The organism is Butyrivibrio sp. NATIVEDY162, assembly GCF_045999815.1.
In the GTDB taxonomy this organism is placed as follows: domain Bacteria; phylum Bacillota; class Clostridia; order Lachnospirales; family Lachnospiraceae; genus Butyrivibrio.
Genome location: NZ_CP172574.1, coordinates 253881 through 267846 on the forward strand (window position 1 = coordinate 253881; position 13966 = coordinate 267846).

The following is a 13966-nucleotide window of genomic DNA, read 5'->3' on the forward strand; positions in this document are numbered from 1 at the left end:
ATAAAGTATCCGTTCGGTCGACGGTTTTGCTGACCCGGAAGACAACATCGGATATCACGTTATTGGTGAGCGATATACGACACGGCGGGGTCATAGGGCCATTCATGTTAAACATTATGATTAAGCGTCAACTGGGGAGAGCCTGCAGTTTCTCGTATAAGAGTATGATATACCAACGTAACTAGAAGGATATCAAATGAATTGCAGGCAGTCGGATAGCTTCATAGTACTGATGAAATCGGGTAATTCCGATGGAGGGAAGGGAGCTACATAATAACGGTCTTTCTGAGGACACATCATCCGTACTCAGGGACGGAGGAAATGATGACAACGAAATTGGAAAGAATAGCAGAAATATCAGCGCAAACAACTAAGCCAGTCTTTACGAGTCTGTATCATATGATTGATGCTGACCTTTTGAAGCAATGCTTTAAAGAAATTGACGGAAAGAAGGCAGTGGGAATCGATGAAGTGACCAAGGAAGAGTATGGCGAGCAACTAGACAGCAACATCAAAGACCTAGTTAGAAGGCTGAAGAATAAGGCATACAAGCCCTTGCCCACCAAGAGGGTATATATCCCTAAGGGTAACGGCAAGATGAGACCGCTGGGCATTGCATCTTTTGAAGACAAGATGGTACAGCTTGCTCTTAAGAAAGTGTTGGAAGCCATTTATGAACCACGCTTTCTGAACTGTATGTATGGCTTCAGACCTAATAGAGGGTGCCATGAAGCGCTAAGAGATGTATATCAGCATCTCTCGCGTGGCAAGATAAGTTATATAGTTGATGCAGATGTCAAAGGGTTCTTCGACCACATCGACCATGAGTGGATGATGAGATTTCTTGAATGGCACATCAAAGACCCAAATATACTGCGGTTGATACGAAAGTATCTTAAAGCCGGAGTTATGGTTGATGGTAGATTTGAGGACACGGAAGAGGGAACAATACAGGGAGGCAATATCAGTCCAACCCTGGCAAATGTATATATGCACAATGTTCTCACCCTATGGTTCAAGCTTGTTGTCAGAAAAGAGGTAAGGGGAGACTGCTTCCTTGTAAACTATGCCGACGATTTTGTGGCGGGTTTCCAATACAAATCAGATGCGGAAATGTATTATTCTGCACTGAAAGAACGTATGGCAAAATTTAACCTCGAGTTGGAAGAGAGTAAAAGTAGACTTATTGAGTTTGGTAGGTATGCAGCACAGAACCGCAAAGAAAGAGGGATGGGTAAGCCAGAAACATTTGACTTCTTGGGCTTTACATTCTTTATGGGCAAATCCCGTAAAGGATATCCATGTCCTATGGTAAAGACTTCACGCAAGAAGTTTGAGAAATCTTTAAAGAACTTCAAAACGTGGCTGTTTGACAACAAAGAACAGCCAGCGGGAAATCTTATTAAAGAGTTGAACGTAAAGCTTGTTGGTTACTATCAATACTATGGTGTTACCTTTAACAGCTATAAGCTTAGTGCGTTCCTGCATCGGGTTCAACAGTTTCTACATAAGGTTTTAAACCGCAGAGGATGTGGCCGTACTTATTCATGGGATGGATTTGCAGATATGTTAAAGGTATATCCTCTTGCGAAACCTAAGATTTACTATGCGCTTTACTGATATATGTGAATGTTATTGTGGGGAGCCGTGTGCGGGAAAGCCGCACGCACGGATCTGAGAGGGGCTAGGGGTGCGAGTCCCTAGTCTACTTACCTAACGTGCTAACAAGCGGGGATATTATTAATGAAGAAAACAAAGAAATCCATAAGTAAAAGAATACATTATGGAGCGTGAACTATGAGGATATTTGAAGTCAGTGATAACAAAAGAGATTATATGGATCTGCTATTTCTTGCTGATGAGCAGGAAGATATGATCGATAAGTATTTGGATGGCGGCAAGATGTATGTTCTTGAAGATGATGGCATAAAGTGTGAATGTGTCGTTACTGATGAGGGCGAAGGGGTTCTTGAACTAAAAAACATCGCTACCGTTCCGGAATCACATGGTAAAGGATATGGAAGATGTCTCATAGAGTTTATTTGTGAGCAATACAAAGATCGGTATGAGGTTATTCAGGTTGGGACCGGCGACAGCCCGCTTACAATTCCGTTTTATGAAAAATGTGGTTTTAGGAGACATCATATTATCAAGGATTTCTTTGTGAAAAACTATGATCACCCTATATTTGAAGAAGGTGTGCAATTGGTGGATATGATATATCTGCGTAAATGTCTGCACAGTAATCTGGAAACGGAACGTTTAATTCTGCGCCGTTGGAACGTAAACGATGCAGAGGATCTGTACAGATTTGCCAGTGATCCGGCTGTAGGTCCGATCGCAGGATGGCCGGCTCATCAGAGCATTGATGAGAGCCGGAATGTAATAAAGAATGTCTTTAACGGAAAAGAGGCTTATGCTGTTTGTCTGAAAGAAGATACCAAGGCTATCGGTGCAATCGAACTAAAGCTGAACGGGCATACGGATATGACTGACCGGGATGACGAATGCGAGATGGGATACTGGCTTGGCAGACCGTTTTGGGGACAGGGTATCATTCCGGAAGCTGTGAAGGAAATGCTTCGACACGCTTTTGAAGACCTTGCTATGCAGAAGGTCTGGATCGGTTATTACGATGGCAATATCAAGTCCAAACGAGTCCAGGAAAAGTGCGGATTCAAGTATCAGTGGAGATCCGAAAACGTGGATGTCCCGCTGATGCATGAGAAGCGTACGGGTCACGTGAGCCTGATGACGAAGGCAGATTGGCAGGAATTAAGATAAGATACCGAAAAATTCAAATTTATTAATGCTTCTGATTCTCCTTCAGCAAAATATTTTTTGACTGTAGATGATTTTAACCCGAGGGCAAAGAAATTATATGAAAATCTGGGATATAAGTCTGTTGGAGAACTAACTGATTTTTATAAAAATGGGATTAACTGCTATCTGATGATGAAAAGAAGAGGGTAAAGATATGAGCCTACAATTTGTAAAAGCAAGCACTTCTGATGCTTTGACACTTAATGGAATATCTAAAAGAGCCTTTGATAGCGATGTTCAGGTTGGAGCACCGTCAGCTGGTGGGCCACCTGGATATATGTCTGTTTCTTATCACACAAAGATGGCCAGAACAAATCATTTGTATATGCTCACGGACAATGGACTAATTGTTGGTGGTGCGATTCTATTTTTGGAAAAAGACAAGTTGAACATTGGAAGGATCTTTGTAAGCCCAGAGCATTATCGCAAAGGCTATGGAGTCTACATGATGCAGGAAATTGAGACAATGTTTTCAAATGTAAAGGAATTTGTATTAGATACGCCCATTTGGAATGTCAGAACAAACGCCTTTTATACCAAGCTGGGATATGTGGAAGTGAGTCGGGATAATGAATTCATTTATTATATTAAGAAAAACGGCTGTGGGGATTGAGGTGATGTTGTAATTGATAAAAATCGAATTATTATCAGAGACAAATTTCTGTTTAGAAGCATTAGATTCATATAACAGAAAACAGAATGTAAATAAAGTATATCGAAGAATAGACGGAGAATATGCATTAGTAGAATGCAAATATACCGAAGATTGGGACTTAAGCCAAAAGCGTTCTGTGGCAAAGCAAATAAGCAGTGATGATTATATTACATACATCGCATTAGAAAATGATACAGTTGTTGGCTTTATTGGGCTATTAAAGAAACTAAACGGTCCTTACATGATTCTTGATATGATGCAGGTATCTTCTGAATGCAGGGGCCAAGGTGTTGGCAGACGATTATTTGAATTGGGAAAAGCGGAAGCAATAAAAGCCGGTGCACAGGCTTTGTACATATCTGCCTGTTCTTCTGAGGAGACGATTGCATTTTACAGAGCAATGGGAAGTGGTCTGGCAAGCATTCCTATAAAAGAACTTGCTGAAAAGGAACCATATGACCTTCAGATGATCTGTCCTGTAATAGACTGCGACAGATACTCGGAGATGAAACTGACAGAGAATATGATTCGTTGGGCTGAATGCAAACATGGCAGCACGGATTATTGACGGCACCAATGAGCGGTTTTTATAAAACTATGCGCTCGCAACCAAATTTAACAAAAAATAGCAAAATTTGTAAGCTTCGCTTGGTAGACAGGCGGAGCTTACTTTTTTATGATTAAGAAAAATGTTAAAATATTTAGCAAAGGTGGTAGAAATATGAGAAAGGCATATTTGGATAATATTCGTTGGATAACAGTAGTGCTGGTTGTCATCTATCATGTAATTTACATATTCAACGGTGTAACACGACATGGAATCATCGGACCTTTCAGTAAATATCAGCCCCAGGATACATATCAGTACATTGTATATCCTTGGTTCATGTTACTTCTGTTTGTGGTATCCGGCATGTCAGCCCGCTATGAACTAATTAAACGAACAGAAAAGGAATTCATCAGAGTAAGGACGAGAAAATATCTTGTGCCATCAACAATCGGCCTGCTGGTTTTCGGCTGGATTCTTGGCTACTACAATATGCTGATGTCAGGTGCTTTTAATTCCATGAACAACGTACCGGGGCCAATACTTTTCCTGATAATGGCAGTCAGCGGCACAGGTCCTTTGTGGTACATTCAGATGCTTTGGCTCTTCAGCCTGATACTGGTACTGATCAGAAGGATTGAAAAAGACAGATTCTATAATATCTGTGGTAAAGCAAATCTTTTAATACTTATACTTCTTGTTATACCCGTATATGGAGCGGCGCAGATACTTAACACACCGATAATTGTGGTATACAGATTCGGTATCTACGGACTGGGCTTTATGATCGGCTACTTTGTACTGTCCCATGACGAAGTGATGGATCGGCTTGGCAAAAACTGGCTGTTATTAAGCATTCTTGCCATCGCATCCTGTATAGCCTTTGTGATTTTATATAAAGGTCAGCCTTATCCGGATCACGTGGTTCTGGATACAATCATGTGCAATGTATACGCATGGTTTGGAACTCTCGGTATACTTGCCTTCATGAAAAAATGGGGAAATTTCACGAATGCTTTCTCAAAGTGGATGTGCCGAAAATCATGGGGCCTCTATGTATTCCATTATCTGATGATAGCGGTCAGCGGATGGTATCTGCATACATTATGTCCGTTCCTTGCCCCTGTCATCGTATACCTGTTGGTTGCAATAGCAGCATTCGCAGGCTCCTACCTTCTGTATGAAATCATGAGCCGCATACCTTTCATAAGGTGGTGTGTTTTGGGAATAAAAAAGGAGAAGAAAGAATGAGTTTTGCAGATAATCTTATGGAATTGAGAAAGCTTAATAACCTGTCACAGGAGGAAATTGCAGAGAAGATAGGCGTATCCAGACAGACGCTTTCAAAATATGAGACCGGCGAGTCGCTGCCGGACATAGAGAGATGTAAGATGCTGGCTGACCTCTTTGGTGTATCCATGGACGACCTTATCTCATATGAAAAGAATGATTCGGACAACCTGGGATATGCTATACCGCCGAAAGGAAAACATATCTTTGGAATGGTCAAAGTGGGAGATAAGGGTCAGATCGTCATTCCTGCCAAAGCAAGAAAGATCTTCGATATTAAAACAGGCGACAATCTGATTGTCCTCGGAGATGAATTCCAGGGTATAGCTCTAATTAAGGAGACGGGTCTTCTCGGCCTTATCAACAGTGCGAAAGAAAGTATAACTGACTAAAAGAATGTAGGTGAAAGATGATGGAAATAAGAGTTGCTACAAAACATGATATAGATTTCTTGATGAGTGTTCGCCTGGAGATGCTTAAGGTTGTGAATAATCTACCAGAAGATTATGAGTTTTCAGATAAAGTTATAAAAGAGAGTCGCGATTTCTTTTGCAATGGAGATCATATAAATGTTATTGCGGTGGATGATGACATGGTTATTGGTTGTGCATCGATGTGTTTTTTTAGGATAATGCCAACGTTTAGTCATCCAACCGGAAAACGAGCTCATCTTATGAATGTCTACACAAGAGGTGAATACCGTCGTCAGGGAATAGCGCGAAAAATGGTTGAAATGCTGATTGAGAAAACATGGGAAAAAGGTGCAACGGAGATCAGTCTTGATGCAACCGCAATGGGAAGACCGCTCTATGAAAGTATGGGCTTTACTGATTCAACAGAATGTATGGTTCTGACGAATTTGCAGTAGGAATATTATGAGAGAAATAACACCGAACGAGGTAAGCAAACTGTACGATTGTATTCGTGAGTTATCAGACTATCACAATACAACTTCTGTGAATTTCAAAGGATTTTATCCTTTAAATCCATATGAAAAGACCCTGGAATCATTTGAGGCCGCATTACGAGAGAAAGAATCCTATATTGCAGTCACTGAAATTGAAGACCGGATTATCGGCTTCTGCAAAGTCGATATTAAAGGAGAAATCGGTAAACTGGACTATTTGGTGGTAAAAGAGAAATTCAGGGGAAAAGGATTTGGAAAAGAACTCATGGAGTGGGCGATGCTAATGTTTGACCAAAACAATGTCAGACATATCGAAGTTAAAGTGGTTGATGGCAACAAGGCGATTCATTTGTATGAAAAGTATGGTTTCAAAATGAAATCTCACATATTGGGGATTGAGCGATAAATTTCAGGATAAAGAGGTTAGCATATGGCATCAAGTAAAGATTATGGGCTTTGAATGACATTGACCGTGAGCATTAACTTGAAAACGTTATTGTAAAAAAAGAGGGAATTATGTATAATCTTAAATTGATTAAAGCTTTTAATTAATATATGGGAAAGGGGTGATTTCCATAGACCTTAATAGTTTAGGAGAGCTGACACTGCAGGTTGGAAACGGTAGCAATGACTTTAGAATGAGCCGTGGCAGCTTTAACTACAGGCAAAAGATTCACCAAAAATATAAGCTGGTCAAAACTTCTGTGGAATCTTTAGGTGAAAAAACAGTTATCACTTTTAAAGAACCAAAAGAAAAATCAACAATTATAGCTGAGATTTGCACTTTGGAAAACGGAATGAAAAAGCTTGCGATTTTGGGGGATACGGATAAGTTTAACAGGTACTGGATAACGTTCAAAAGTAATGCGGATGAGTACATTTATGGTTGTGGAGAAACTTATTCCAAATTCAACCTGAAAGGGGAAAAGATACGAATCTTTGTTGCAGAGCACCAAAATGCAAACAGAATCGGTAAAAAAATCATCAAAGAAATATTTTTTGGGAAGCATCCGGACAAGACATTACCATTTGAAAAATATGAATCCTACTATGTACAGCCAACCCTTGTTTCAAGTGACAGGTATTTTATCCATGCTGATGTAAATGCCTACGCGGAATTCGATTTCAAAAAGAAGGATGAGATAACCCTGTACACACAAGAAGCACCTGTTGTCTATTTTTGCGCAGCTCCTGATTTTCCGTCTCTGTCAGGGAAACTGGCAGAGCTTTTGGGACATCAGCGCATCCTTCCGGATTGGGTATACGAAGGAGCCATTCTTGCGGTTCAGGAAGGTACTGAAAGAATCGATGAAAAAATAAAAAGGGTCGAAGATAAGGGCGGAAAAGTTTGTGGTATCTGGTCCCAGGACTGGTGTGGCTGCAGAAGAACAGGATTTGGCTACCAGGTAATGTGGAACTGGCAGTGGGACAGGGAACTTTACCACAATCTTGATGACAAGATCAAGGTATGGAAGAAAAAGGGAATCCGTTTTCTTGGCTATATCAATCCGTTTATTGCAATTGAAGGTGAGCTATATAAGACTGCGCAAAAGGAAGGGTACTGCGTTAAGGATAAAGAAGGTAAGGATTATCTTGTCACCATCACAACCTTTCCGGCAGCCATGGTCGACTTCACAAATCCAAAGGCATATGAATGGTACAAATCTCTTATTAAAGAAAATATGATCGGGCTCGGAATGGGTGGATGGATGGCTGATTTCGGTGAGTACCTTCCCACGGATTGTGTGCTATACAGCGGAGAAGATCCTGAAAAGCTCCATAACAGGTGGCCTGCCATCTGGGCAAAAATGAATAAGGAAGCCATAGAGGAATGTGGCGCAGAAAAAGAGGTGTTCTTCTTTACAAGAGCCGGCTATACCGGAACAATTGTTTCTTCAGCCATGATGTGGACCGGGGATCAGCACGTGGACTGGTCAGTGGATGATGGACTTCCATCTGTTATTCCGGCAACCTTATCACTTGCAATGAGCGGCTATGGACTGACGCATTCAGACGTTGGCGGTTATACCACAATAATGCACATGACCAGGTCAAAAGAGCTACTGATGCGCTGGGAAGAGATGAATGTATTTTCACCGTTGTTTAGAAGCCATGAAGGTAATCAGCCTTCAAGAAATGTCCAATTTGATGACGATGATGAGCTGCTTGAACAGCTGAGCAAGATGTCAACACTTCATGAAAAGCTTTCATTTTATCTGAAAGAATGTGTGAAAGAAAATGCTGAAAAAGCACTCCCTGTAATGCGACCTCTTTTTTACCATTATGATGAAAAGGACGCTTACACTGAGAAAACGGAATATCTATTGGGGAGGGATATTCTGGTAGCTCCTGTGTTAAAAGAAAATGCCGATTCCAGGGAGGTCTATTTACCTGATGATAACTGGGTACATCTTTTTACAAAACAGGAATACAGAGGAGGCAAATATCAGGTGAAGGCAATGATTGGAGAACCTCCTGTGTTTATCAGAAAGCAGGCTGAAGATTTCGAGCGGATTAGTGCGGTTACAGATTTTTAAAAAAATGGGGAATAATATGGGAAAAGACAGAAGCGAAAAACTATTATCAAGAATATCTTATGGTTTTGCTGATATTTACGGCGGTGGAGCCTTTGTAGTTATCAGCACATTTTTTACGGTTTTTTTGACCAAGGCGTTGGGAATGCCTCCTGCTTTGGTTGGTACGATACCTTTGATAGGTAAAGTCTGGGATGCTGTTACCGACCCGATGATGGGAAATATTGCAGACAGGACTCAGTCTAAATTCGGAGCAAAAAGATTTTGGATATTGGTAGGAAGCTTTATTTCTGCCATTACTTTTGTAGTGATGTGGGTGCCTTTTCTTGCTGGTGGAAGCATCGTAGGACAGTATATTTTCTATGTTCTGATGTATATGCTTTTTTCAACCGGATTCACGATTGTTATGGTTCCTTATAACGGTCTTTTACCGGACATGATCGAGGACTATACCTTAAGAAGTAAGTTCTCAAGTACAAGAATGATATTCTCATCACTTGGCGCAATTATTGCAGGTCTTGTTCCGACGCTGATGATAACTGATAACACTGATGCTCCTAAATATCTTACAGTGGCAGTTATCTTTTCAGTAATCTTTCTTGCCTGCATATTGATCACATTTGCCGGAACCTGGGAGAGACAGAAGAAAATAAGGAAGGTCAGTTTCGCTGCTACATTCTCACAGTCTTTTACAGTATTCCGAAGCAGATCTTTTAAAATATTCGTACTTATTTTCATTTTTGGACAAGCAGCTGCTGACTTTGTAACAGGACTTGCAGTGTACTATATCGATGATGTACTCAATGCCTATGGTGGTGGTAATTTCACCAAGCTTATGGGGGTGATCCTTATCTCGCAGTTCCTGGGAATGATCTTGTTCGGACCGGTAATGTCCAAGACATCCAAAAAAGCGCCTATACTCTTTGGAACACCGGTAAGAATGCTTGCATCATTTGCAATGCTCTTTTTCTCTTATGAAGGAGCACCTTTTGTTGTTATCCTGGCACTTTCATTTGTGATCGGCCTGGCAATGGCAGGTACTTCAATCAGTATCTATGCTATATTGAATGACCTGGTAGAAGTTGATGAGCTCATTACATCAATAAACAGACCCGGTATCTGTTCGGGAATGGCTACATTCACCAGAAAGATTGCAGCCGGTCTGTCATCAGCTGTGATCGGTGTGCTTCTTGCAATGGTAGGTTATGACGAGAATCTTGCCAGTGAAGGTCTGAGGCAGGCAGCATCAACTCAGAAGGGCATAGCATACATATATGTATTTGCGCAGATAATCCTGCTTCTGATCACGCTTATCCTTGCTATAAGATTTCCTGTTACCAAAAAGGAATTCGATATTATCTGCAAAGAGATAAGGAGAAGAAAAGGCGAGGATGATAGTGAGATCACTGCAGAAGAAATCTCTGTTTGTGAAAAAGTTACAGGTTATAAATTCGATAAACTATGGAATGTAGAAAATGCACTTAGTGTACGTATTGATGAACAATTAGGTGGACATTTAAAATGAAATATTTTTTAGACAGCGCAAAAACGGAGATATTTCAAAAGAACTGGAAATCCTGGCACATATGCTTAATATAAGCGTGGAAAGATATTGATGAGAAAATCCGGAATAAATATGGAGCGGGTTAAAAAAGAAAACCGCTCTCTGATACTTAAATGCATAAATGATAACGGACCTATATCAAGGAAGGACATTGCAAAGGCTACAGGGCTTACTCCGGCTTCCGTAACGCAGATCACGACAGGACTTATTGCAGAAAATCTCCTTGAGGAGCTTGGAACTGTCAGTGAAAATAAGGGCCTTGCAGGAAGAAAGAAAGTTCTTCTGGATCTGAATAGGAAATATGGATATGTCCTTTCAATCAATATCGAGTCCGAGACAACTACAGTTGCCATCTGCGACATAAAGGGCTGTATTCTTAACGAAGGTGCTTTGATAAATTCTTTTGACACAGATAAAAAGTCAGTGCCGGAGATATTTCTTGGCTTCGTCATCAAAAAAGCAAACAGCCTGATACAAAAAACTGATTCAAGCGTATCAGGGCTGATAAAATGCGTAAGTATCGGTGTTCCGGGAATAGTGGACAAAAAACGGGGAGTATCAGTGCATGCCTATGGAATATGGGAACGGGAAGTTTATCTGAGATCGGTTTTTAATGATGCTTTTGACCTCCCTGTCCTTGTTGAAAACAATGTAGATGCTTTTGCTACGGCGGAAATAATCTATGGAGCCGGCAAAAACTTTGATTCGCTGCTTGTTATCAAATGGGGACCGGGAATCGGCAGCACTATTGTCATCGACAACAAAGTCTATGAAGGACGGCACGGTAAAACAGCCGAACTCGGCCACGTCATTGTTGAAAAGAACGGAAAAAAATGCAGCTGTGGAAAAAGAGGATGCCTTGAGACAATCCTGTCTGTTGGAAACCTTTCAAAGATCAAAAGAAAAGAAGAGATTGATTATTCAATTGATCTGTTTGCCAGAAGTATAGTCAACACCTGTTCCATAATTGCTCCGAACAGGATTATTCTTGCAGGCCCATTATTTGCAAATGAAGAGATGCGTGATAAGCTGGTTTCTTTTTGTAGCGAATATGATTCTTCTTATGACGGAAAGAGAATACTATACACATCACTTTCCGGAAAAGAAAGCTATATCGGACCTGTGGCTGTTTACTATTTGACGGTCCTAGGGGACGGGGTTAGTGGACCAATTTGCAGATCCTTTTGACAGTTGTCCCGGAAATGTCCATGACTCGTGCAATCTGCTTGATTGTCAGCCCTTCCTTTTTTAACATTCGAACATACTCATTTCTTTTTACCTTTTCAAGATTGATTACGTCAGCTGTTGATGTGAGATGGGTTATTGATTTAAATATGTCCAAAGCTTTTTCATCTGTAAAAAAATGATTTGTTTCACGATGATCATTTTCAAATAATGAATTTTCAGGTGAATCAGCTTCTATTGCAAAATAATGAAGCAAGGAATCCTTTGAGCCGGCGATATTGTATGCGAATGACGCGTTGATCAAAGGATTTTTTGCGCCCAAGTAAGCGTTAATGCTGCTCCAACGATATTCTGATGCATAACGACACATATTTGCTTTCAACGGATTGTTATGAATATAGATAAGAGTAGACAGAAAAGCTTGTTCGCTTTCAACTGCTGAACTATAGAATCGCTCTTGGAAAAGATGACCACTGCGAGAGTATTTATTATTGTACCAACGAACAAATCTGGTTCCGAGACTTTGAAAAAAGCTTGCCAGCTTATCGTCTGGAAGATGAATTAGTAAGTGGATATGATTATTCATTAGGCAATAGGCAAAAATATCAATATCATATTTCTCTTTACAATCTGATAAAATGAAAAGGAATTTCTGAAAATCGGAATCTTCTTCGAATATGATGTGCTGATTGACAGAACGAAGTATGATGTGATATATGCCGGTTGAACTCAGTATTCTGGGTTTTCTAGGCATAAAACAACTCCTGTAAGATATTAAAATATAGATTGTCAAAATCACTGACTACAGAAGTATATATTTAATGAGAGAAAATTGCAATATGAATTTGAAAAATGGACCACAAACCCCGTCCCCTAGGACCAAGATAAAAAAAGCTTGTAATCTTGATGCTTCTTTGCTAACATAAGCGGGTATTTTATCGATATAGGTCAAATGATATGGATTTGATGTTTCTACCCGGTCACCGTAAATAACCGGACTATCGAGTGTTTGATGTATATACAACAGTTCTATATATATAATTGTTAAAGATATCAAATCAGATAGGCGTAGAAACTCGGATTCTACGCCTTTTTTTTACTTTAAAGAAAAGCATAGAAAATCCATCCTTACAAATGACCTGTGATTGGTTAAAAAAGGGAGGAAGACATGATCAATTTTAAAAAGGTGTTGTCAGCAGCTCTTGCGGCAACAATGGTAATGGCATTATCTGCCTGCGGGAGCGCAACAGAAACCAAAACAGAAACAGCCTCAGAGGCTACTGGCACAGAGGCTGCACAGACAGCTTCATCAGATGTAAAGGTTGGATTTATATTTTTACATGATGAGAATTCAACATACGATCTGAACTTCATCAATGGTGCCACTCAGGCTTGCGAAGCTGCCGGTGTTGAGTACATGCTCAAGACAAATATTCCTGAGGGACAGGAATGCTATGAGGCAGCCTGCGAACTTGCAGATGCAGGTTGTGATATCGTATTCGCAGATTCATTTGGTCATGAAGATTACATGATTGAGGCAGCTAAAGAATACCCTGAAGTTCAGTTCTGCCATGCAACAGGTACAAAGGCACATACAGAGGGCCTTTCTAATTACCACAACGCTTTTGCTACAATTTATGAGGGACGTTATCTTGCAGGTATTGCTGCAGGAATGAAGCTCAATGAGATGATTGCAAATGGAGAAATTACTGAAGACCAGACAAAGATTGGTTATGTTGGTGCATATACATATGCAGAAGTTATTTCAGGTTACACATCATTCTTCCTTGGTGCTCGCTCTGTATGTCCTTCCACTACAATGGAAGTAACATTTACAGGTTCCTGGTATGATGAGACAGCTGAAAAAGAAGGCGCTAACAAGCTTGTTGAAGATGGCTGTGTTCTTCTTTCCCAGCATGCTGATTCAATGGGTGCTCCTACAGCATGTGAAAAGGCCGGTGTACCTGACGTTTCTTACAACGGAAGCACAGCATCCGCTTGCCCTAACACATTTATTGTTTCTTCAAGAATTGATTGGGCACCATATTTTGCATATATTATCGACGCTGTAGCAAATGGAACAGAGATTGCTACTGACTGGGTTGGAACACTTGAAACAGGTTCTGTTGTCCTTACAGACCTTGGAAATGCTGCAGCAGAAGGAACAGCGCAGGCACTAGCAGAGGCTGAAAAAGCTATGAAGGCAGGAACACTTCATGTATTTGATACAACTACATTTACTGTTAACGGTGAGACACTTACATCCTACATGGCTGATGTAGATACAGATGCTGAGTATACTGCTGATACTGAAGTTATCACAGATGGTTATTTTGCAGAATCAGGTTCTGAATTCCGTGCCGCTCCTTACTTTGACTTACAGATTGATGGAATTTCACTTCTTGATACAGCATATTGATCATTACATAATGTGATCTTAGGAAATCTTTGTGAGCACGGA

12 protein-coding genes, 2 pseudogenes and 1 riboswitch are annotated in these 13966 nt (G+C 40.5%); of the genes and pseudogenes, 13 read left to right on the forward strand and 1 reads right to left on the reverse strand.

Annotated elements, in window-relative coordinates:
* The first annotated feature begins 324 nt into the window (after nt 1–324).
* From ltrA to ACHCNF_RS17240, 12 genes and pseudogenes are all read left to right on the forward strand, one after another.
* Nucleotides 325–1620 carry a group II intron reverse transcriptase/maturase gene (ltrA, locus tag ACHCNF_RS17185; RefSeq protein WP_408072281.1) on the forward strand — a complete coding sequence of 432 codons (1296 nt, stop codon included), beginning with the start codon at nt 325–327 and terminating at the stop codon, nt 1618–1620.
* 177 nt (nt 1621–1797) lie between these two features.
* A pseudogene (locus ACHCNF_RS17190) lies at nt 1798–2238 on the forward strand (GNAT family N-acetyltransferase); the annotation flags it as partial.
* A gap of 33 nt (nt 2239–2271) precedes the next feature.
* Nucleotides 2272–2784 (forward strand): annotated as a pseudogene (locus ACHCNF_RS17195) (GNAT family N-acetyltransferase; N-acetyltransferase); the annotation flags it as partial.
* A 193-nt stretch (nt 2785–2977) separates the two neighbouring features.
* Nucleotides 2978–3436, forward strand: a complete 459-nt coding sequence (locus ACHCNF_RS17200) for a GNAT family N-acetyltransferase (RefSeq protein WP_408072282.1) — start codon at nt 2978–2980, stop codon at nt 3434–3436.
* A gap of 13 nt (nt 3437–3449) precedes the next feature.
* Nucleotides 3450–4046, forward strand: a complete 597-nt coding sequence (locus tag ACHCNF_RS17205) for a GNAT family N-acetyltransferase (RefSeq protein ID WP_408072283.1) — start codon at nt 3450–3452, stop codon at nt 4044–4046.
* A gap of 153 nt (nt 4047–4199) precedes the next feature.
* Nucleotides 4200–5276 carry an acyltransferase family protein gene (locus ACHCNF_RS17210; protein ID WP_408072284.1) on the forward strand — a complete coding sequence of 359 codons (1077 nt, stop codon included), beginning with the start codon at nt 4200–4202 and terminating at the stop codon, nt 5274–5276.
* Entirely contained in the window at nt 5273–5707 is a 435-nt protein-coding gene (locus tag ACHCNF_RS17215) for a helix-turn-helix domain-containing protein (protein ID WP_408072285.1), read from the forward strand. The genes ACHCNF_RS17210 and ACHCNF_RS17215 overlap by 4 nt, the downstream gene beginning before the upstream one ends.
* A 17-nt stretch (nt 5708–5724) precedes the next feature.
* Nucleotides 5725–6183 carry a GNAT family N-acetyltransferase gene (locus ACHCNF_RS17220; RefSeq protein ID WP_408072286.1) on the forward strand — a complete coding sequence of 153 codons (459 nt, stop codon included), beginning with the start codon at nt 5725–5727 and terminating at the stop codon, nt 6181–6183.
* Nucleotides 6184–6190: 7 nt separating this feature from the next.
* On the forward strand, nt 6191–6628 hold the full coding sequence (locus ACHCNF_RS17225; RefSeq protein ID WP_408072287.1) for a GNAT family N-acetyltransferase: 438 nt from the start codon (nt 6191–6193) through the stop codon (nt 6626–6628).
* A gap of 160 nt (nt 6629–6788) precedes the next feature.
* On the forward strand, nt 6789–8759 hold the full coding sequence (locus ACHCNF_RS17230) for an alpha-glucosidase (RefSeq protein ID WP_408072288.1): 1971 nt from the start codon (nt 6789–6791) through the stop codon (nt 8757–8759).
* 16 nt (nt 8760–8775) lie between these two features.
* Complete coding sequence (locus ACHCNF_RS17235; protein ID WP_408072289.1) at nt 8776–10281, forward strand: MFS transporter; 1506 nt, start codon at nt 8776–8778, stop codon at nt 10279–10281.
* Nucleotides 10282–10371: 90 nt separating this feature from the next.
* Nucleotides 10372–11508: an ROK family transcriptional regulator gene (locus ACHCNF_RS17240; RefSeq protein WP_408072290.1), complete on the forward strand. Its 1137-nt coding sequence runs from the start codon at nt 10372–10374 to the stop codon at nt 11506–11508.
* On the opposite strand, the gene ACHCNF_RS17245 is transcribed toward ACHCNF_RS17240, so the two are convergent.
* Nucleotides 11480–12259, reverse strand: a complete 780-nt coding sequence (locus ACHCNF_RS17245; protein WP_408072291.1) for a transposase — start codon at nt 12257–12259, stop codon at nt 11480–11482. The genes ACHCNF_RS17240 and ACHCNF_RS17245 overlap by 29 nt on opposite strands.
* 165 nt (nt 12260–12424) lie before the next feature.
* Nucleotides 12425–12526, forward strand: a riboswitch (purine riboswitch).
* Nucleotides 12527–12673: 147 nt separating this feature from the next.
* Here ACHCNF_RS17245 and ACHCNF_RS17250 point away from each other — a divergent pair.
* Nucleotides 12674–13924 (forward strand): BMP family ABC transporter substrate-binding protein, encoded by a 1251-nt coding sequence (locus tag ACHCNF_RS17250; RefSeq protein WP_408072292.1) that lies wholly within the window; start codon nt 12674–12676, stop codon nt 13922–13924.
* Nucleotides 13925–13966 lie beyond the last annotated feature (42 nt).